This is a genomic window from Rhodococcus sp. NPDC060084, assembly GCF_042730335.1.
Lineage (GTDB): Bacteria > Actinomycetota > Actinomycetes > Mycobacteriales > Mycobacteriaceae > Rhodococcus.
On sequence record NZ_JBHWWX010000044.1, the window covers coordinates 1,658 to 20,364 of the forward strand.

Annotated in this window: 19 protein-coding genes and 1 tRNA gene; 6 read left to right on the forward strand and 14 right to left on the reverse strand. The window is 67.1% G+C overall.

The features are described from left to right. Window positions 1-98 precede the first annotated feature (98 nt). From ACFWBU_RS18345 to aceE, 5 genes are all read right to left on the reverse strand, one after another. The gene (locus tag ACFWBU_RS18345) at window positions 99-1,340 is read right to left on the reverse strand and encodes a KasA/KasB family beta-ketoacyl-ACP synthase (protein ID WP_169651781.1); all 1,242 of its coding nucleotides are present in this window, start codon (window positions 1,338-1,340) and stop codon (window positions 99-101) included. A gap of 8 nt (window positions 1,341-1,348) precedes the next feature. Continuing rightward, window positions 1,349-1,624 carry a meromycolate extension acyl carrier protein AcpM gene (gene acpM, locus ACFWBU_RS18350; RefSeq protein ID WP_072699228.1) on the reverse strand — a complete coding sequence of 92 codons (276 nt, stop codon included), beginning with the start codon at window positions 1,622-1,624 and terminating at the stop codon, window positions 1,349-1,351. Between the two features lie 114 nt (window positions 1,625-1,738). Beyond that, the gene (locus ACFWBU_RS18355) at window positions 1,739-2,656 is read right to left on the reverse strand and encodes an ACP S-malonyltransferase (protein WP_169620394.1); all 918 of its coding nucleotides are present in this window, start codon (window positions 2,654-2,656) and stop codon (window positions 1,739-1,741) included. A 128-nt stretch (window positions 2,657-2,784) separates the two neighbouring features. Next, the gene (locus ACFWBU_RS18360) at window positions 2,785-4,098 is read right to left on the reverse strand and encodes a PucR family transcriptional regulator (protein ID WP_378528925.1); all 1,314 of its coding nucleotides are present in this window, start codon (window positions 4,096-4,098) and stop codon (window positions 2,785-2,787) included. Between the two features lie 61 nt (window positions 4,099-4,159). Further along, window positions 4,160-7,009, reverse strand: a complete 2,850-nt coding sequence (gene aceE / locus ACFWBU_RS18365; protein WP_169620249.1) for a pyruvate dehydrogenase (acetyl-transferring), homodimeric type — start codon at window positions 7,007-7,009, stop codon at window positions 4,160-4,162. 346 nt (window positions 7,010-7,355) lie between these two features. Here aceE and ACFWBU_RS18370 point away from each other — a divergent pair, with 346 nt between their 5' ends. The 6 genes from ACFWBU_RS18370 (at window position 7,356) to ACFWBU_RS18395 (ending at window position 10,745) form a co-directional block, all read left to right on the forward strand. Next, a complete protein-coding gene (locus ACFWBU_RS18370; RefSeq protein WP_169620248.1) occupies window positions 7,356-7,778 on the forward strand; it encodes a DUF3052 domain-containing protein in 423 nt (140 codons plus the stop codon). A 35-nt stretch (window positions 7,779-7,813) separates the two neighbouring features. After that, window positions 7,814-8,278, forward strand: a complete 465-nt coding sequence (locus ACFWBU_RS18375; RefSeq protein WP_378528927.1) for a peroxiredoxin — start codon at window positions 7,814-7,816, stop codon at window positions 8,276-8,278. Between the two features lie 33 nt (window positions 8,279-8,311). Continuing rightward, window positions 8,312-8,386 (forward strand) — tRNA-Val (locus ACFWBU_RS18380). 90 nt (window positions 8,387-8,476) lie between these two features. After that, the gene (locus ACFWBU_RS18385) at window positions 8,477-9,109 is read left to right on the forward strand and encodes a pyridoxamine 5'-phosphate oxidase family protein (RefSeq protein ID WP_378528928.1); all 633 of its coding nucleotides are present in this window, start codon (window positions 8,477-8,479) and stop codon (window positions 9,107-9,109) included. 329 nt (window positions 9,110-9,438) lie between these two features. Continuing rightward, the gene (locus ACFWBU_RS18390) at window positions 9,439-10,074 is read left to right on the forward strand and encodes a hypothetical protein (RefSeq protein ID WP_378528929.1); all 636 of its coding nucleotides are present in this window, start codon (window positions 9,439-9,441) and stop codon (window positions 10,072-10,074) included. Further along, the gene (locus ACFWBU_RS18395; RefSeq protein WP_378528930.1) at window positions 10,071-10,745 is read left to right on the forward strand and encodes a hypothetical protein; all 675 of its coding nucleotides are present in this window, start codon (window positions 10,071-10,073) and stop codon (window positions 10,743-10,745) included. Before ACFWBU_RS18390 ends, ACFWBU_RS18395 begins: the two co-directional genes overlap by 4 nt. 18 nt (window positions 10,746-10,763) lie before the next feature. On the opposite strand, the gene ACFWBU_RS18400 is transcribed toward ACFWBU_RS18395, so the two are convergent. The 9 genes from ACFWBU_RS18400 to ACFWBU_RS18440 all read right to left on the reverse strand — a co-directional run bounded on the left by ACFWBU_RS18400 (window position 10,764) and on the right by ACFWBU_RS18440 (window position 18,700). Next, window positions 10,764-10,976, reverse strand: a complete 213-nt coding sequence (locus ACFWBU_RS18400; RefSeq protein ID WP_169651785.1) for a DUF4287 domain-containing protein — start codon at window positions 10,974-10,976, stop codon at window positions 10,764-10,766. Between the two features lie 40 nt (window positions 10,977-11,016). Then, window positions 11,017-11,442, reverse strand: coding sequence for a hypothetical protein (locus ACFWBU_RS18405; protein ID WP_378528931.1), 426 nt, complete (start codon window positions 11,440-11,442; stop codon window positions 11,017-11,019). 87 nt (window positions 11,443-11,529) lie between these two features. Further along, window positions 11,530-12,036 carry a hypothetical protein gene (locus tag ACFWBU_RS18410; RefSeq protein ID WP_378528932.1) on the reverse strand — a complete coding sequence of 169 codons (507 nt, stop codon included), beginning with the start codon at window positions 12,034-12,036 and terminating at the stop codon, window positions 11,530-11,532. 40 nt (window positions 12,037-12,076) lie between these two features. Continuing rightward, a complete protein-coding gene (locus ACFWBU_RS18415) occupies window positions 12,077-12,838 on the reverse strand; it encodes a dipeptide/oligopeptide/nickel ABC transporter ATP-binding protein (RefSeq protein WP_206036650.1) in 762 nt (253 codons plus the stop codon). Beyond that, window positions 12,835-14,526, reverse strand: a complete 1,692-nt coding sequence (locus ACFWBU_RS18420; protein WP_378528933.1) for a dipeptide/oligopeptide/nickel ABC transporter permease/ATP-binding protein — start codon at window positions 14,524-14,526, stop codon at window positions 12,835-12,837. The genes ACFWBU_RS18415 and ACFWBU_RS18420 overlap by 4 nt, the downstream gene beginning before the upstream one ends. Further along, window positions 14,523-15,518, reverse strand: a complete 996-nt coding sequence (locus ACFWBU_RS18425) for an ABC transporter permease (RefSeq protein ID WP_169620241.1) — start codon at window positions 15,516-15,518, stop codon at window positions 14,523-14,525. Before ACFWBU_RS18425 ends, ACFWBU_RS18420 begins: the two co-directional genes overlap by 4 nt. 3 nt (window positions 15,519-15,521) lie before the next feature. Further along, complete coding sequence (locus ACFWBU_RS18430; protein ID WP_378528934.1) at window positions 15,522-17,165, reverse strand: ABC transporter substrate-binding protein; 1,644 nt, start codon at window positions 17,163-17,165, stop codon at window positions 15,522-15,524. Window positions 17,166-17,328: 163 nt separating this feature from the next. Beyond that, the gene (locus tag ACFWBU_RS18435) at window positions 17,329-17,685 is read right to left on the reverse strand and encodes a DUF5655 domain-containing protein (protein WP_169620239.1); all 357 of its coding nucleotides are present in this window, start codon (window positions 17,683-17,685) and stop codon (window positions 17,329-17,331) included. Window positions 17,686-17,749: 64 nt separating this feature from the next. Continuing rightward, entirely contained in the window at window positions 17,750-18,700 is a 951-nt protein-coding gene (locus ACFWBU_RS18440) for an SURF1 family protein (RefSeq protein WP_378528935.1), read from the reverse strand. Window positions 18,701-18,707 lie beyond the last annotated feature (7 nt).

An 18,707-nucleotide genomic window follows, 5' to 3' on the forward strand; every position in this document is an offset into this window, starting at 1 on the left:
TTTGTTCTGCGCGGGCGCCGCGGGCGCGGGGGGGGGGGGGGGGCCGGGGGGGGGGCGCGGGGGCCCCCCCACCGCAACGGTGGGACGAGCGTGTCGGGTCAGGCCCGACCGAACGCGAGTGCCACGTTGTGCCCACCGAAACCGAACGAGTTGTTCAGCGCGAAGTCGATCTGTCCGTAGCGGGCTTCACCCTTGACCACGTCCAGGTCGATTTCTGGATCCTGGTTTTCGAGATTCAGCGTGGGCGGAATGACTCCGTCACGCAGACTCAGGACCGTAAGTACTGCTTCGAGTGCACCGACCGCGCCGATCGAATGTCCGAGTGCGGACTTCGGGGCATAGATCGCTGCATGATTGCCCACTGCGGCGTTGATGGCCTTCGCCTCGGCGATGTCGCCGATCGGAGTGGCCGTCGCGTGTGCGTTGACGTGCCCGATGTCGGCCTTGGTGAGGCCGGCGCTTTCGATGGCCCGCGTCATCGCACGGGCCGCTCCGGTGCCCTCGGGATGCGGTGCCACGATGTGGTACCCGTCCGAGGTGATACCCGCGCCGAGGATCCGGGCATGGATCGTCGCCCCGCGCGCTTTCGCGTGTTCTTCGGATTCGAGCACCATCAAGGCGCCCGCCTCACCGAAGACGAAGCCGTCGCGGTCCTTGTCGAAGGGCCGCGAGGCGCCCTGCGGGTTGTCGTTGCGAGTGCTCAACGCCCGCATCATGGCGAAGCTGGCGAGACCCACCGCATCGAGCTGACTTTCGACACCACCGGCGACGGCGATGTCGGCATCACCGTTCGAGATCATGCGGAACGCGTTCGCGATTGCTTCGGAACCCGAGGAGCACGCCGAGACCGGTGTGATGACACCGGCGCGGGCACCGAGTTCGAGACCGACCGTGGCGGCCGGTCCGTTGGGCATGATCATCTGCACCGCGAACGGCGACACCTTGCGGTAGCCGCCGTCCCGCAGCTTGTCGACAGCGTCGATCAGCGACTCACCGCCACCGAGACCGGTGCCGATCACGACCGCGAGCCGGTCCTTGTCGACGTCCGGGCTTCCGGCGTTCTCCCAGACCGTCCGGCCGAGAGTGAGGGCCAGCCGTTCGACGAAGCTCATCCGCCGGACCTCGACCCGGCTGAGCGACTCGTCGGGGCTCACCTTCAGCCGACCGCCGATGCGGACCGGGAGGTTGTACTCGTCGACGAAGCCGTCGAGCACACCGATCCCGCTCTCACCGGCCAGGAGTGCCTTCCAGCTGGCATCCACATCGCCGGCGATCGACGTCGAAGCCGCGAGGCTCGTGACGACGACGTTGCGCAATGTCCGAGGAGAAGGGGAAGTCACGGTTGGGCTCACTCGTTGTCGTTCGTGGCCTGAACGCCCTCGGCCTCGAGCTTCTGGATGTAGTTCACGGCGTCACCGACGGTGCGGAGGCTGGCGAGGTCCTCGTCGGGGATCTTGACGCCGTACTTGTCTTCGGTCTGCACGGCGATCTCGACCATGGACAGCGAGTCGATGTCGAGGTCGTCGACGAAGGACTTGTCGACGGTCACCTCGGAGGGCTCGATGCCGGTAACTTCTTCGATGATCTCCGCGAGGCCGGCGATGATTTCTTCCTGAGTGGCCACGTCGTGGCTCCCTTCGTGATGTACCGACTATGTCGTGTGAAACCGGCCGAATGTTTCCGGCCGGACCCGGAAATTTCCCGGATGTGCCCGTGCTGCGCGACGGTGCGCAGCAACCTAACCGAGTTCGAGTGTTTCGGCCAGAGCGGAGATGTCCGCGGGTGTTTTGAGGGCAGCAGTGGGTGTGCCGCGCATTTCGCGCTTGGCGATGCCCACGAGCGTGCCGGCGGGGGGAAGCTCCACCACCGTGGAAACCTGGGCGGAACGCAGATGTGCTGTGCACAGGTCCCAGCGCACGGGGCGGGTGACCTGCGCCGCGAGTCGTTCGAGCGCTTCGGCGCCCGAGGTGACCGGTGCGCCGTCGAAGTTGGACAACAGGGTGCGGGTCGGATCGCTCGGGGCGATCTTCGCCGCGGCAGCGGCAACCGCATCCTGCGCGGGTGCCATGAACCGGGTGTGGAAAGCGCCCGCGACCGGCAGGGCACGAACGCGCGCTTTCGCGGGAGCGTCCGCGGCGAGTGCCGCGAGTGCCTCGAGGCGTCCGGCCGCGACGATCTGACCGGCGGCGTTCATGTTGGCGGGCGTGAGGTCGAGTTCTTCCAGGCGTGCGAGCACCTCGTCCTCTGCGCCGCCGAGTACGGCGGACATACCGGTGGGCTCGAGCGCGCACGCCTTCGCCATCTCGCGTCCGCGGATCGCGGCGAGTCCGACGGCCTCGTCGGTGCTGATGACGCCGGCCATCGCTGCGGCGGCCAACTCGCCCACTGAATGGCCGGCAACGATCACGTCGCCGGGTACCAGACCCAGGCGTTCGAGTTCCTCGAAGGCGAGCAGGGCGGTCGCCACGACCAGTGGCTGAGTCACGGAAGTGTCGGTGATCTCGTCTGCTGTTGCAACGGTGCCGAGGCGCTCGAGGTCGAGACCGGATGCCTTCGACCACAGCGCAATGCGGTCACGGGCACCGGCCTGCTCCAGCCACGGAGCAAGCATGCCGGGTGTTTGGGACCCCTGGCCGGGGGCAAGCAGCGCAATCACGAGCACCAGCGAACACCCTCAGCGCACTGTCGCGAGATGTCGGTGGGAATGAAAGCTTGTGCCCGGATTTGTAGGGATCTTACAAATTCCCACGTGGGCGTCGGCTATCGGCCGACTCTCCCGCCGTGTTACATGTCCGATTCGCGGATTGTGAACCGTGTGACTGGTGGTGCTGGAGATCTCAATTCGTTATGGCTTCGAGCCAGACGACCCACCGTTGCCGCGATTCGCAACACGTACGCATCGCGTGGATTTGTGGGATCCCGCCCAGTGACTTCTGTGATCCGCTTGAGTCGATACCGGACGGTATTTGGATGAACAAACAGCTTCCTGGCGCACGACTCGACCGCCCCGCCGCTGTCGAGATACGCGTCGAGAGTGTCGGAGAGCGACGATCCCGCCGCCGCGAGAGGGGCAACGATGTAGTCGTCGAGAGCGACGATCGCAGCCGGATCTCCGAGCAGAGCCCGTTCCGGGAGCAGTTCCGCCGCATGCACCGGCCGGGGCGCCCCCGGCCAGCCACCGACGGCCTCCATCCCCGCGAGCGCCTCGACCGCCGAGACGTGCGCCGCGCCGAGAGTGGCAGTCGTCGGACCGATCACCACGGGATCGTCGGAGAAGGCCTGCATCAGTTCGTCGAGGAAGCCCGCCGCCTCGGTGGCGCCGTGCAGATCGCCGCTGACGACCATCACCAGGCGTTCGCCCTGCACGACAGCCAAGGCGGCGCGCCCGTGTCGCTGGGCGATCGCGTGGACCGTCGTCACCACCGACACGCCCTCTTCGGGCGGTGGCGTGCCCACCACGACCGTCGCGGGTGCCGTCGCGTCCCAGTTGAGGGTCGCGGCACGCGACTGCATGTCGGCACCGGTGTCACCGCGGACCACGGCATCGACCACCAGGGCTTCGAGCCGGGTGTCCCACGCGCCGCGCGACTCGGCGGCGGTCGCATAGACCGCCGCAGCCGCGAACCCCAGTTCGCGGCCGTACCGAAGGATGGCTTCGGTAAGCGCGACGAGTTGCTCCTCGTTGCGGGCCAGTGCGGGCAGCCACTGCTCGAAGAACTCCATGGCGGCACGCACCATGTCCACCGTCTGCAGAAGGGTGAGCCGATTCGCCAGATCCTGCGGGATCATCTGGAACGCGTCGAGGCTGAACCGCGGATCGGTCTCGGGGTTGCGCACCCACTCGAGAAAATCCACCACCGACGTCTGGATCACCAACTGCACGGTGGCGCGCTGCGAGGCGTCGAGGTCGGAGAAGAACGGCAACTGCTCCTGCAGGACGTGCACGGCCTCGGTCGACATGCGACCGGAGAACTGCTTGACGCGGCGCAGCAGCGCATCGGGAAGCGGCGCGCGGTCGGGCCGGGCAGGAGGTACCGGACGCCCCGGTGGGGCGCCCGGTACCCGCGCTCTGCGACCTGATGCGGGCTCGTCGACCATGCAACGAACCTACCCGGCTGTCACCCGGTCACCGCGGCCGAACCGCACGTGACGGGGTGAGTCAGGCGACGCCCGGGTCCGAGGTCTGTTCCGGTGCGGCCGTCACGTCGTCGATCCGGTACTTCTTCGCCGCCTCGACCGCGCGTGCACGATCGATCGTGCCCTCGCGGCCGAGCGCCTCGAGCACCGCGACCACCGTGGACTCGGCATCGATATTGAAGACCCGACGTGCGGCGGGGCGGGTGTCGGAGAACCCGAACCCGTCGGCGCCGAGGACGGTGTAGTCGCCCGGAACCCACTTGCGGATCTGATCGGGCACCGCACGCATCCAGTCGGACACCGCGACGAACGGTCCGGCGGCGTCGTTGAGCACGGACGCCACGTACGGAACCTGCGGTTCCCGGCCCGGATCGAGCAGCGCCTGGCGGTCGCACTCGACACCGTCGCGGCGAAGCTCGCCCCACGAGGTGACCGACCAGACGTCGGCGGACACGCCCCACTCCTCTTCGAGCATCTGCTGAGCGCGCAACGCCTCGGGCATGATCACGCCGGAGACGAGGATCTGCGCCTTCGGGCCCGACTCGGCACCCCGCTTGTACAGATACACGCCCTTGAGAAGACCCTCGACATCGAGGTCTTCGGGTTCGGCAGGCTGTGCGTACGGCTCGTTGTACACGGTGATGTAGTAAAAGATGTTCTCACCGCCGAACCCGTCGACACCGTCGGTCCCGCCGTACATCCGGCGCAGACCGTCGCGGAAGATGTGCGCGATCTCGTACGAGAACGCCGGGTCGTACGTCACTGCGGCCGGGTTGCTCGAGGCGAGCAACAGCGAATGCCCGTCGGCGTGCTGCAGGCCCTCACCGGTGAGGGTGGTGCGACCGGCGGTCGCGCCGAGCAGGAATCCGCGTGCCATCTGGTCGGCCGCGGCCCACAGGCCGTCGCCGGTGCGCTGGAACCCGAACATCGAATAGAAGATGTAGACGGGGATCATCGGCTCGCCCTGCGTGGCATAGGACGTACCCACAGCCGTGAACGACGCGACCGATCCGGCCTCGTTGATGCCCTCGTGCAGGATCTGGCCGGCGGCGCTCTCCTTGTAGGCGAGCATCAGTTCGGCGTCGACGGAGGTGTAGAGCTGGCCGTTGCGGTTGTAGATCTTCAGCGACGGGAACCACGAATCCATGCCGAACGTGCGGGCCTCGTCCGGGATGATCGGCACGATGCGCTTACCGATCTCCTTGTCGCGCAACAGTTCCTTCAGGACGCGGACCGTGGCCATGGTGGTCGCGACTTCCTGCTTGCCCGAGCCCTTACGCACGACGTCGTACGTCTTCTCCGGCGGCAGCGCGAGAGGCTTGGCGGCGGTGCGACGTTCCGGAACGAAGCCGCCCAGAGCGCGCCGGCGCTCGAGCATGTACTCGATTTCGGGAGCGTCGAAACCGGGGTGGTAGTACGGCGGCATCTTCGGGTTCTTCTCGAGCTCGGCGTCCGAGATCGGGATGCGCTGGAGGTCGCGGAAGTACTTGAGATCCTCGAGCGTGAGCTTCTTCATCTGGTGGGTCGCGTTGCGGCCCTCGAAGTGCTTACCCAGGGTGTAGCCCTTGATGGTGTGGGCGAGGATCACGGTGGGCTGGCCCTTGTGGTCCAACGCGGCGCGGTAGGCGGCGTGGATCTTGCGGTAGTCGTGGCCACCGCGCTTGAGGTTCCAGATCTCCTGGTCGCTGAGGTTCTTGACCAGTTCCTTGGTGCGAGGGTCGCGGCCGAAGAAATGCTCGCGGACGAACGCGCCGTCGTTCGCCTTGTACGTCTGGTAGTCGCCGTCCGGCGTGACGTTCATGAGGTTGACGAGCGCGCCGTCCTTGTCGGCGTGCAGCAGGGCATCCCACTCGCGGCCCCACACGACTTTGATCACGTTCCAGCCCGCTCCGCGGAAGAACGACTCGAGTTCCTGAATGATCTTGCCGTTGCCGCGGACCGGCCCGTCGAGACGCTGCAGGTTGCAGTTGATGACGAACGTCAGGTTGTCGAGACCTTCGGTGGCCGCCACGTGTGTGAGACCCCGCGACTCCGGCTCGTCCATCTCGCCGTCACCGAGGAACGCCCACACGTGCTGGTCGGAGGTGTCCTTGATTCCGCGGTCGTGCAGGTAGTGGTTGAACCGGGCCTGGTAGATGGCGTTCATGGGCCCGAGACCCATCGACACCGTCGGAAATTCCCAGAAGTTCGGGAGCAGACGCGGGTGCGGGTACGACGGCAGGCCGCCGCCCTGCGAGGCGTGGCTGTGTTCCTGACGGAAACCGTCGAGCTGTTCCGCGGGAATCCGGCCTTCGAGATACGCGCGGGCGTAGATGCCGGGGGAGGCGTGGCCCTGGATGAAGACCTGATCGCCGCCGCCCGGGTGATCCTTGCCACGGAAGAAGTGGTTGAAACCGACCTCGTAGAGGGCGGCGGAGGACGCATACGTCGAGATGTGCCCGCCGACGCCGACACCGGGACGCTGCGCGCGGGTGACCATGATCGCCGCGTTCCAGCGGATGTAGGCGCGGAAGCGGCGCTCGACCTCTTCGTCACCGGGGAACCACGGCTCGTTCTCCGTGGGAATGGTGTTGACGTAGTCGGTGGACGTCAACGCCGGAAGCGACACCTTGCGCTCGTTCGCGCGCTCGAGCATGCGGAGCAGCAGGTAACGGGCGCGGGTCGGGCCCGCAGCCTCGAGCATGCCGTCGAACGATTCGAGCCATTCGTCGGTTTCTGCCGGATCGATGTCGGGCAGGTAGGAAGCCACGCCCTCGCGGATGACCCGGACACGGTTGTCCTTGGTCGAAGCCGTCTCGTTCGAGGGGCCCGTTCCCGCGGAGCCTGGTGTGGCGTCCTTCTGCGAGTCGGGTCCGTGGATCAGGTCTGTCAACGTCTGCTCCTCATCGTGGTAGGACGCGCAGGTGGGGCGCCCATTCAGAAGGCCGGCTCTTGTGGGGGCCGACCCAATCGACATCTGAACATGATGCTGATCTCATTCTCCCCCATCCCGCGGCGGAAGATGCGAGATGCCCTCTGATCGGGACACGAGAGTGCTCGGGCGGTCCCGCAGCCGAGCTTCTCGACGGTGACGGCGTAGCGTCCGGGGAAAGATTCTTGGTCTTTCCCAGCGATTCGGGTTGCGTTGAGCCTTCCGACCATGTTCGCTTTGACCATTGATCGTCACACACCGGTACGCCGAAGCGATTCGCGCACCACTACTTTTAGGAGGAGCCACCGTGGTCGCCGCGGCGGATGCCAAGAACTACGTTTCCAAGCTCGGTATCACTCACGACCATGTGGTGCAGGAACTCGGGTGGGACGAGGACACCGACGACGAGCTGAGGTCGGCGATCGAAGAGGTCACCGGAACCGAGCTCCTCGACGAGGAGTCCGACGAAGTCGTCGATGTCGTGCTGCTGTGGTGGCGCGAGAGCGACGGCGACCTGGTGGACACCTTGATGGATGCCGTCAGCCCACTCGCCGACGACGGTGTCGTCTGGGTTCTCACCCCGAAGAACGGTCGCGTCGACCACGTGGAGCCCAGTGAGATCGCCGAATCAGCCACCACCGCCGGTTTGACCCAGACCTCGGCGGCCAACCTCGGGGACTGGATCGGCAGCCGTCTCGTGCAGCCGAAGACCGGCCGTCCGCGTCGCTGAACCGGCCTTTCCCCCGAACGAAGGACCAGCACCACATGGCGATCGCAGTGGGCACCGAGGCGCCCGACTTCACCCTCAAGGATCAGAACAACCAGGAAGTCTCCCTCGCGGATTACCGGGGCAAGAAGAACGTCCTGCTGATCTTCTACCCCCTCGCGTTCACCGGGGTGTGCCAAGGCGAGTTGTGCGCCGTGCGCGACGACCTGCCGACCTTCGACAACGACGACACCGCGATCCTCGCGGTGTCGGTCGGGCCGTCGCCCACGCACAAGATCTGGGCGGCCGAGCAGGGGTACCTCTTCCCGTTGCTGTCCGACTTCTGGCCGCACGGTGAAGTCGCTCAGGCGTACGGGGTGTTCAACGAGAAGTTCGGTTTCGCGAATCGTGGGACGTTCGTCATCGACAAGGGCGGCATCGTGCAATTCGCGGAAGAGAACCAGCCCGGAGAGCCCCGTGACCAGGGAGCTTGGGTCAGAGCGCTGGCCGCGCTAGAGTCCTGATGCGACGTCGGCGGCTTCGGCCGCCGACGATGCGGGCGTGTAGCTCAGTGGTAGAGCTCTGGTTTTACACACCAGCGGTCGGGGGTTCGAAACCCTCCGCGCCCACCAAGGTATGAATGCTCCGGGGGCATGCACATGCACTGGCCTCATACGAAATTGGGTTGTTCTCGTGTCGGCCGCACTGCTTCGATCGGTGCCATGACCGAACGCACACGACTGACCCGCAAACCCGAACGCGGCGACGACGATCCGGCAGTACTGCGCCGCCTCCTCGACGAGGCGCGCGTGGCCCACGTCGCGTTCGTGCGTCGCGGCTGTCCGGTCGTGTTACCGATGGCCTTCGGCAGAGAAGGCAATCGGCTGTTCCTGCACGGTTCGACGGGCGCTGGTGCCTTCCTCGCGTCTCGGGAGGGACTGGACGTCTCGGTCGCGGTGACGCACCTCGACGGACTCGTGTTCGCCCGATCGGCGTTCGACAGCAGCATGAACTATCGCAGCGCGGTGATCTTCGGGCGTGCTGTGCCTGTGCCTGCCGAAGGCAAGCAGGACGCGCTGCGGGCGGTCACCGAACACCTCATGCCCGGCCGCTGGGGCGAGGTGCGTCCCCTCACCGCGAAGGAACTCGCGGCGACGACGGTGCTCGAACTTCCGCTCGACGAGGTGAGCGTCAAGGTGCGCGCCGCCGGTCCCGGCGAGGACCCGGAGGACGGCGAGGACCGTTCGGTGTGGGCCGGGGTCGTCCCCGTGCGCACCGTCGTCGGCGTTCCGGAGCGGTCACCGCTCACAAATCCCGCACTTCCGTTGCCGGGGTCCGTCGCCTCGCTGCTCTGACGGCTACCTGCGTCGGGTGCCGTCGTCGGCTCCGAGCGATCTCGAAGCGCGTGTGTCGGCGGGGCGCGCCGTAGTCCCGAGTGAGTAGCTCAGTCGCCGTGATGTAGGACGGGTCGCCACGGTCGAGCACGACAACCTGACACAGGCCGTGCAGGACGCGATGTGGCAGCCCGTGTACCGCCCGTTGGACGGGGGCTGAACGGTGCCGGCAAAGGGACAACGGCGATGGGATGACCCCGCACGAATTCCGGCGTAGTTGGTTAATGTAGGCTTGCCTTACTAATGACCTCTCGCCGAGCGCCCTGCGCTCTCCGATCCGGAAGAGTCCTGTGCCAGAAGCCGATTGCTCACCCGCCACCCTGCCTCCCGATGGGCACGCTCCCGTCACCGCACCCGTCCTGCACGTCACCATGGGCACCGAGGGCCCCAGCGACGACCCGCGCATGGCCCGTGTGGATATCTATCGCCTACCCGAGATCGACCTGTCCGCGGTGCGCGGTCTCGTCCTCGGCGGAGGTGTCGACCAGATCTTCCTCGCGCGCAACAAGGATCTGCTCACGGACTTCGTCACCTCCGGCGGCCGCATCGCGGTGATGGGCCACGCGCTCACGGACTTCCTTCCGGGACTTGGGGTATGGCGCAAGCTCGACTACACCGGGCCGAAAGATCTGGCGATCACCCTCGGCGAGCCGCATCCCGTGTGGGCGGGCGTCGAACCCGTCGATCTGAGCACCCGTAAGGGCGTGACCGGATTCTACGGCCGTGGATACATCGACAAGATCCCGGACGACGCCCTCGTCACGACCCGCATCGGACGACACGCTCTTCCGTTCGACTACGTCTACCCGCTCGGGAAAGGCCAGGTTCTCGCCCACGGCGGCAACGACCTCCTCGGATGGAAGAACGACCCGAACAGTTCCGCACGGCTGGCCGTCCAGCTCGTAGATTGGCTGGTGCAGCGATGACGATCGTCGAACCCTTCACTCGTACCGACCGCGCACCCAGGCGCGTCCGCAGGCTCGCCATCGTCCACGGGGGCACGTACTTTCACCTCCAGACGATGAAGGATCCCGCAGTGCTCGCTCACCAGCCGGACTTCCTCTACCTTCCCGAACTGCTGCCCGGCGATCTGGACTGCTACGACACCGTCGTCGTGGGCGACCGGCTGCACCCGGACCTGGTCGCCAAGAACGCGGCACAGTTCTATTCCGTGGCCGAACGTGGTGGCACCGTGGTCGCGCTCGGTGAAAGCGGCGCCCACACGTGGCTTCCCGGTGTGACGTGGGAACCGCGACCCACGAACTTCTGGTGGTGGCTGACCAAAGAGGATCCGATGATCCGGACCCGCAGTCACGACCATGAGTCCTGGCAGTACCTCACGACCAAAGCCGTCATCTGGCATCACCACGGCATCTACAACACCGACGCCGACGTGGTGCCCCTGCTGGTGTCGGAAGAGCCTGACTCCGAAGGTGTTCCGCGTGACGCGGGCATGATGCTGTACGAGGACACCGTCACCACTCCCGGCCGGATCATCGCGACCACGCTGGACCCGATGTACCACCACGGCAGCAATTTCATGCCGGGCGCGACCCGCTTCCTGTACGCGTTGCTGCGCTGGGTCGACAACACCTGAACGGGGTCACCGGCGAGTTCAGGTCGCGGCGTCTTCTTTCCGGGTATGCGCCACAAGAGCGTTGGCGTGGCCGTGACCGAGACCGTGTTCGGCCTTCAGCCAATTCACCAACTCGGAGTGTTTGCTCAGATCCGACGCGCGGATGAGTTCTTTCCACTCCGCGATCGGCCGGCCGTACTTCTTCTCGATCGACGGAAAGTACGACTCCGGACCCTGCACCTTCTCACCCATGTCCGAAAGCTAGCAGTCCGGTCGGACACCCACGTGGTGTTCACTCACCTGCGGTGCGGGACCGGTTGCGGAGCAGGCGTCTCCGGACCAGCAGAGTGAGGAACGCGACCACGGACAGACCCGCGGTCGTTCCGAACACCAGCAGCGCCAGGCCCACGACCCACAGTCCGCTGGTGTCGTCGGACGACGCGTCCAGTGCCCACATCACCGCGAAGGCGCCCGTCGCGGAGAGGACCACTGCGGCAGCGCCGCCTCGTGAGCCACGGAGAGCCAGGCATCCGGCGACGACGACGGCCGCGACCGTCACCGCGCATGCGATCACCTGCACGGCCGAATACGGTCCCTCCACGCTGCCGTCGGGCAGTTCGCGGTAGCCGGTCTCCCAGCCGAGCCACGCGAACCAGGACAACGCCGAGGCCACGGCCACCGCGATCAGGACCGGAGCCGTGCGTGAGAAACGGGACATGGGTGCACCGTACGGGCCGCCCGCCATACGAGCGTGCCCGCCACCGACGAAAGGTGGCGGGCACGTCACGCTCGATCACACGGTTGGTCACCCGACGATGTCGTAGACCTCGTCCGCCGGCGCGGAGAGCAGCCGGTCTGCCATCTCCTGCTTGAGCACCGTCAGCCGTTCGTCCTCGGCACGGGTGCGGTCGGCCTTGCGGCCGAGGGAGATGAACTCGTCGGTGACGAACCCTTCACGGATCTCGAGCCTGACCGTCTTTCCCCGGTAGGTGAGTTCGAATACGTACCGCTCGAGGGTCGCTCCGCGCTCAGGGCGTTCGAGTGCCGGGTCCACGGTGAAGCGGCCCTCGGTGACGCCGCGCGTGACGGCCTCGAACGTGTCGCGTACCCCGGGGCCGCGGTGTGCGGTGACGGCCGAGATCTCGCGGCGCTCGGCCGGTGCATCAGGGCTCAGAACCGGCAGGGCACGTTCGAGTACCTTGACGGCGTGCGCGACGCCACCGGGAAAACCCGGGCCGTGATACTTCATGATGTCGTCGACACCGAAACCGATGACGGTTCCGTTGTCGACGACCTCGAGCACTGCAGACATGGTCGATCCTCCTTGTGTTGACGTTGTTTTCGACGCTCGGTCAGCGGGAGCCGGACGCGGCGGCGACGAGTGCTGCGGTGTAGGCGTGCCGGGGACGGGCGAGAACCTCGCTCGCGCGGCCGGATTCGACTACACGGCCGCCCTGCATGACGACGATGTTCTCGCAGCTGCGTTCGGCGAGCGCGAGATCATGCGTGATGTGCACGACGGCGAGACCGGTGCCGGCGGCGAGTTCGGCCATCAGGTCCACGATCCCGATGCGTAGCGACGCGTCGAGGCCGCTGGTCGGTTCGTCGGCGAGCAGGAGGCGCGGGCGCGTCACCAGTGCCCGCGCGAAGGCCACGCGCTGTCGCTGTCCGCCGGACAGTTCGTGAGGGAAACGGTCCAGATAACGGGCCGTCGGTGTGAGGTGCACAGCGTCGAGAGCGGCGATCGCCGCTTCTCGCCGCTCGGTACGGTCACCGAGTCCGTGGATCACCATGGGTTCGGCGACGATGTCCCGGACCCGCAGTCCCGGTGGCAGCGACGCGTACGGGTCCTGGAAGACCATGTGCATGTCGCGGCGCACCTGTCGTCGTTGCCGTCCGCGGGCAGTCGTCACGTCGGTACCGTCGAAGATGATGCTGCCGGCGGTCGGAGTGACCAGTCCGGCGATCGCCCGCGCCACCGTGGACTTCCCGGCGCCGGAACCGCCCACCAGGGCGACCGATTCGCCCGCCGCGACCCGCAGGGAGACATCGGATACGGCGGGCACACCGTCGAACACCACGGACAGCGATCGGATGTCGAGCAGCGGGCTCACCGTGCGGCCTCGAGCAGCGCGGGGCGGAGCCGGGGAGCGGATTCGACGAGGTGCCGGGTGTAGGGATGTTCGGGTGCTCCGGTGATCTGCGAGACCGGGCCGATCTCCACCAGGTCTCCGTCCTTCATCACGGCGATGCGGTCGGCGATCCGCTCGATGACCGGGAGGTTGTGGGTGACCACCAGTAGCGCCAGCGAGTGCCGGGTCCGCAGGTCGTCGAGCAGTGCGAGCACTTCGGCTTCGCGGAGCACGTCGAGGCCGCTGGTGGGCTCGTCGGCGATCAGAACGTCCGGATCGTTCGCCAATGCCATCGCGATGACGACACGCTGGCGCATGCCCCCGGACATTTGATGCGGGTAGGCGTCGGCCCGATCGGCACCGAGACCCACCTGGGCCAGCAGGTCGAGCGAGCGTGCCCGCGCGTCGGCGCGGCTGCAGGAACGGTGTGCCCTGACGGCTTCATCCAGTTGAGAGCCGATGGTCGTCACCGGGTTCAGGGCGCTCAGGGCCTCCTGCGGAACGAGAGCGATTCGGTTGCCGCGCACGGCGCGCAATTCCGCGGGCGTCATGGCCGCGACGTCCCGGCCGGACACCAGCACGCGGCCGGACACAATGCGTGCCGCGGGCGGCAGCAAACCCACCGCGGCGGCGGCGACTGTGGACTTCCCGCTGCCGGATTCGCCGACCAGGCCGAGCAGTTCGCCGGGTGCGATCGAGAACGACACGCCGGTGGCACCGCGCCCGTCCACGCCGTATCGGACGGTGAGGTTGTCGACGACCAAGGGGTGCTGCACGTCGTCGGCGACGGTCTCGGGGGTCGCCGCCCGGAGGCGCGACCGGCGAGAGGCTTTGCGCGGTAGAAGGATCGGCCGTGTCCGCTCTTCGATGGCGTTGCCGAGCAACGCGAACCCCAGCACCGTGACCGCGATCGCGATGCCGGGCGGCAGGACCCACCACAGCCACGCATCGGTCAGGAATGCGTTGCGGGAGTGGGCCATCGACAGCATCGACCCCCAGCTGGCCGCCGAGATGTCGCCGAGCCCGAGGAACGACAGCGAGGCCTCGAGCAGGATCGCCGTCTTCACGGCGAGGACGAACTGCGGAACGACGAGTGGGACCACCGCGGGTGCGATGTGGCGGCGGAGCACATAGCCCGCGCTCGCGCCCATCGCTCGCTGGGCCTGGATGTGATCGCGCTCGCGCAGGGTGAGGACCTGCGCGCGCAGTTCACGGGGCATGCCGGCCCAGAGGACGGCGGAGATGACCATGATCTGGGTGCGCAGGCCCGGACCGGCGAACACGCCGATCACGATGGTCAGTGGCAATACCGGGAGGGACAGCACGACGTCGACGGCGCGCATGAGAACGGTGTCGAGGACACCGCGCGCATAGCCTGCGACGACACCGACGAGTGTGCCGATCGCGGTGGCGACGGTTGCGGCGACCACACCGACGAACAGGGAGACACGGGCGCCGTGAAGCAGCATCGACAGCAGGTCGTGCCCGACGTCGTCGGCGCCGAGCCAGTGCTGCCAGGACGGAGACGCGAACGGCCGTGTCGCGCGCTCGGCCGGGTCGAAGGGGGAGAGCCACGGCGCGGTCAGCGCGCACAGCACCAGGATTCCGAGGATTACCGCGCCGGCCGTTGCGAGTCGCTGCGACCGTGTCTTCGTACCGAGAATGCTCACACGGTCACCTCTTCGTGAGTCGTGGCGGAGGTCCGGTCGCGACGGACCCGGGGATCGAGCAGGGGATAGGTCAGGTCGGCGACGATGTTCGCGGCGACGATGCCGACCGTGGCGAGCAGGAACGCGCCCTGCAGGAGTGGGTAGTCACGCGCGGTCACGGCGTCGAAGGTGAGTTTGCCGAGACCGGGATATGCGAAGACGGATTCGACGACGACCGCACCGGACAGCAGGACGCCCACGGTGAGCGTGAGGGTGGTGTAGACGGGCAGCAGCGCATTGCGCAGGGCGTGCCGGACCGCGACGCGGAACTCGCTCAGGCCCTTCGCCCGCGCGAGCCGGATGAACGGCTCGTCGAGGACCCCGACCATCGACGCCCGGGTCATGAGGAAGAACCCGCCGACACCGGCAATCGTGAGCGTGGCGACGGGAAGCGCCATGCGCGAGGCGACTTCGAGCAGCCATTCCCCGCCGGTGGAGGTGATGGCCGCTGCCCCGTAGGACGGGAACCAGCCGAGGGTCACGGAGAACACCGCGATGAGGATCATGCCGATGAAGAAACCGGGCATCGAATCGAGAACGAGAATGCCGACGACGGTTCCGGTTTCCTTGCCGGTGCCGCGGCGCCAGGCCGCCCAGGCACCGAGAAGGGTGCCGATGAGGAACGCCAGGAGGGTGCCGATACCTATCAGCGCAACCGTCCAGGGCAGCTTGTCCCACAGGACGTCGACCACGGGCCGGTTGTGCTGCACGGAGATTCCGAGATCTCCGTGCAGCAGACCGGACCAGAACGAGAGGTATTGCTCGAGGATCGGCCGGTCGAGTCCGTACTCGGCGCGCATCTGCGCGATGTACTTGGGATCGAGGGCCTGCTGGTCGCCGCCGTAGAGGTATTCGACGGGATCGCCGGGCGCCAAGTAGGGCAACGCGAAGTTCAGCGTCACCGCCGCCCACAACACGAGCGCGTATTGCCCTGCTCGACGCACGACGGTCATGGGTCAGTCCTGGGGTGCTTGTGCGTTGGCTGCCTCGACGACGTCCGCCGGCAGGAACGACCACTTGTGGACGATGCCGTACCCCGGGGTTTCGATCCATCCACCGAACGTGTCGGCGCGGAAGGCCCAGTACTCGTCCGGGTAGTACAGGGCGATGGCGGTCGGCTGGCGGTTGAACAGCTTCTGCATGTCCTGCATGGCGGCGATGCGCGCGTCGTTGGTCTCGGTGGCCTTCCACGCGTCGTACAGGGCGTCGAACTCCGGGTAGGCGAGGTCCGGGTGCTTCCACAGGTTGCCGGAACGGTGCGACATGATGAACTGCGTCGAATCGGCCACTGCGTGAGGGCTGTTCGTGGTGACCATCATGTCGTAGGTCTTCTTGGACGACGCATCGGAGAACGATCCGGAGTCGAGCGGGGTCACGGTGACGGCGATGCCGATCTCGGCGAAGTCCTCGACGAGCAGTTCGGCGGCGCGGACCTGCGGCGCGTTGCCACCGTTGACGGCCAAGGTGAAGGTCGCCGGTTCGCCGGCGGGATTCTCCCGGGTGCCGTCGCCGTCACGGTCGGTCCAGCCGAGGCGGTCGAGCAGTGCCGTGGCCTGCTCGGCGTCGTAGGGGGTCGAGGCGCCGGGGTCGGCGAACGGCGCGTCCGGATGGACGTAGCCCTGTGTGCCGGGACGGCCCTGACCGAGTCCGACGACGTCGAGCAACTGGTCGCGATCGACCGCGAGGTTCAGCGCCGCGCGGAAGTCGGCCTGTGCGAACGGTTCCCGGGCGAAGTTCAGTTTGAGTTCCGGGTAGCTCAGCGGCGCGACGGTGATCACGCCGATGTCGTTCGAGGCGGTGAAGCGGTCCACGAGTTCGGGTGTGAGCGCGCGGTCGGCGGCGTCGATCTGGCCGGAGCTGAGCGCGGTGAACGCGGCGGCGTTGTCTTCGATGACCGGCATGACGAGTTCGTCGACGGTCGGGGTACCCGCGAAGTAGTCCTCGTTCGCCTCGAAGCGGTACCCGCTGGTCGGGCTGTAGTCGACGAGCACGAACGGGCCGGTGCCGATCGGAAGGTCCGTGACGGCTTTGGCCTCGGCAGGGTCGACCTTCGACCACACGTGCTCGGGGATGATCGGCAGGTCCGCGAGTGTGACGGGGCCCAGTTCGGGGCACGAGTAGTCGCACACGAAGCGAACCGAGTCCTCGTCCACGGCGTCGACCGTGGAGATGGACGGCGTGTCGTTGACGTGGTGGGTGTAGCGGCCGGTGGGGGCAGCGTGCATGTAGTGGAAGCTGAAGACGACATCGTCTGCCGTGAACGCCTCACCGTCGTGCCAGGTGACGTCGTCGCGGAGGTCGACCTCCCAGGTGGTCGCGTCGACCTGGCGGACGTCGGTGGCCAGCCACGGCTGGGGGTCGGCGACGTAGGGGGACGGCGACAGAAGCTTGTCGTAGATCAGCTCGGTCATCTGGTCCGTCTGGCCGGCGAAGATGTTGAGGGGCCCGGAGTCCTCGGAGGCGGCGATGGTGAGCGATCGGGCCGAGGACGGTCCCGGAGCCGACTCTGCCGCCGTGCTCGACCCGCCGCATGCTGCAACGAGAAGTGCCGGCGCAAGAACGAGGGGCAGGGCGTGAGAACGCCGGAGTGTGCGCGTCAACTGAGTTCACATTCTGCTGAAGGGAAGTACACGGCCCGCACCACCCGAGGTAAGGCAATCCTTAGTGCGGTAAGGCTACCTTAATCCAGATCCGGGCATAAAAGGCAACCGCCCCCTCGTGTGAGGGGGCGGTTGTGTTGTCTCCGGAGAACGGACGGTTCGGCTACGGGCCGGGCTCCGCAGCCGTGTCGTAGGCCTCGCGCAGGAGTTCGGCCAGATGGTCGTCGAACCCGGCGGCGTCCGCGAGACTCAAACGGTGGGTGGTGATCGGGCCGGTCGGGAACGCCTCACGGAGAGCCGCGTGGTGCACCCGCCGCGGAAGATCGAGGGCGACTTCGAGCTTGGAGGCGTACACGAATGCGGCAGCGAATGTGCGGCCGCGGGACCACGAGATCTCCGACGCGTGCACGCGCTCCTCGATGTCGTCACCGAGGTCGAGAACCATCGTGCGGAATCGCAGGAACGCCTCGATTGCGGCCGGGTCCTTGTCCGCCAGGTAGTCCTCGACCGTGGCGTACATCAGGGCTCCTCGGAAAGTCGGTCGGCGGAAATGCGGTCGGCAGACGTGCGGTCGGCCCAGCCTGTCACCGGGACCGTCCGTAACGGTCGGCGAGCTTGTCTTCACGGGACGGCGGCGCTGCAGGAGCCGGCGCGTCGGCCGGTGCGGTGCCGGCGGGCACGGTGTCGTCAGCATCGTCGGTGAGCGCAGTGCTCTCCGACTTACGGAGGTCCGAACCGCGGCTGTCCGACTTCGCGGTGTCCGAGGCGTCGGCATCCGGCCCGGCGATCGTCGCGGCCTTCGCCTTCCGGCGTTCGCGGAGTTCTGCCCACACGAAGTAGCCGAGACCGAGCGGCGCCATGATGCCGAACGCGAGCCACTGGAGACCGTAGGAGAGGTAGGGGCCGGCGTCGAGCTGTGGCAAGGGGATGGTGCCGAGTCCGCCGGGCTGACCGTCGTCGAGCTGGAGGTAGACGTCCTCGAGCGGAAGCCCGGTGACCTGCGCGACCTGCGGGGCGTCGATGAAGTAGACCTGCTGATATCCCGCGTCGGTGAACGGGTCCTTGCCGGCCACGGTGCCCTCCGACATCCGGATCCGAGCGTCGAGGGAGACGTCTCCGGCCGGTGCGGGCGGGACCTCGGGTACCGCGGTGCCCTGCACCGGGCGGACGAAACCGCGGTTGACGAGGATGATCCGCCCGTCGTCGAACTCGAACGGAGTGAGGACTTCGTAGGCGGGACGGCCGTCGATGTTGCGCAGCCGCACGAGTACGTCGGAGTCGGGGAGATACGAACCCTGGGCCACGACCCGTCGCCACTCGTCGTCCACCGTGGGGCCGGGGCCGGCGAGAAGGTCACCAACCGGCACCGGATCCTCGGACATGGACGCGGCGAGACGATCGTTACGTTCCTCGGTGCTGGTGTTCTTACCCAGCTGCCACGGGGCGAGGACGGTGAAGCACGCGTAGGCGAAGCCGCCGACCACCAGGGCCAGGACCAGCCAGCTGGGACGGAGGAGAAACGTCAATCGGCGCACGTGTCCA

Bases quoted from the DNA above. Each gene is read 5' to 3' on its own strand.
- ACFWBU_RS18410 (WP_378528932.1), bottom strand. From the start codon at position 12,036: ATGTCTGCAGTGCTCGAGGTCGTCGACAACGGAACCGTCATCGGTTTC.
- ACFWBU_RS18425 (WP_169620241.1), bottom strand. From the start codon at position 15,518: ATGACCGTCGTGCGTCGAGCAGGGCAATACGCGCTCGTGTTGTGGGCG.
- ACFWBU_RS18385 (WP_378528928.1), top strand. From the start codon at position 8,477: ATGACCGAACGCACACGACTGACCCGCAAACCCGAACGCGGCGACGAC.
- ACFWBU_RS18395 (WP_378528930.1), top strand. From the start codon at position 10,071: ATGACGATCGTCGAACCCTTCACTCGTACCGACCGCGCACCCAGGCGC.
- ACFWBU_RS18435 (WP_169620239.1), bottom strand. From the start codon at position 17,685: ATGTACGCCACGGTCGAGGACTACCTGGCGGACAAGGACCCGGCCGCA.
- ACFWBU_RS18400 (WP_169651785.1), bottom strand. From the start codon at position 10,976: ATGGGTGAGAAGGTGCAGGGTCCGGAGTCGTACTTTCCGTCGATCGAG.
- ACFWBU_RS18405 (WP_378528931.1), bottom strand. From the start codon at position 11,442: ATGTCCCGTTTCTCACGCACGGCTCCGGTCCTGATCGCGGTGGCCGTG.
- ACFWBU_RS18375 (WP_378528927.1), top strand. From the start codon at position 7,814: ATGGCGATCGCAGTGGGCACCGAGGCGCCCGACTTCACCCTCAAGGAT.
- ACFWBU_RS18360 (WP_378528925.1), bottom strand. From the start codon at position 4,098: ATGGTCGACGAGCCCGCATCAGGTCGCAGAGCGCGGGTACCGGGCGCC.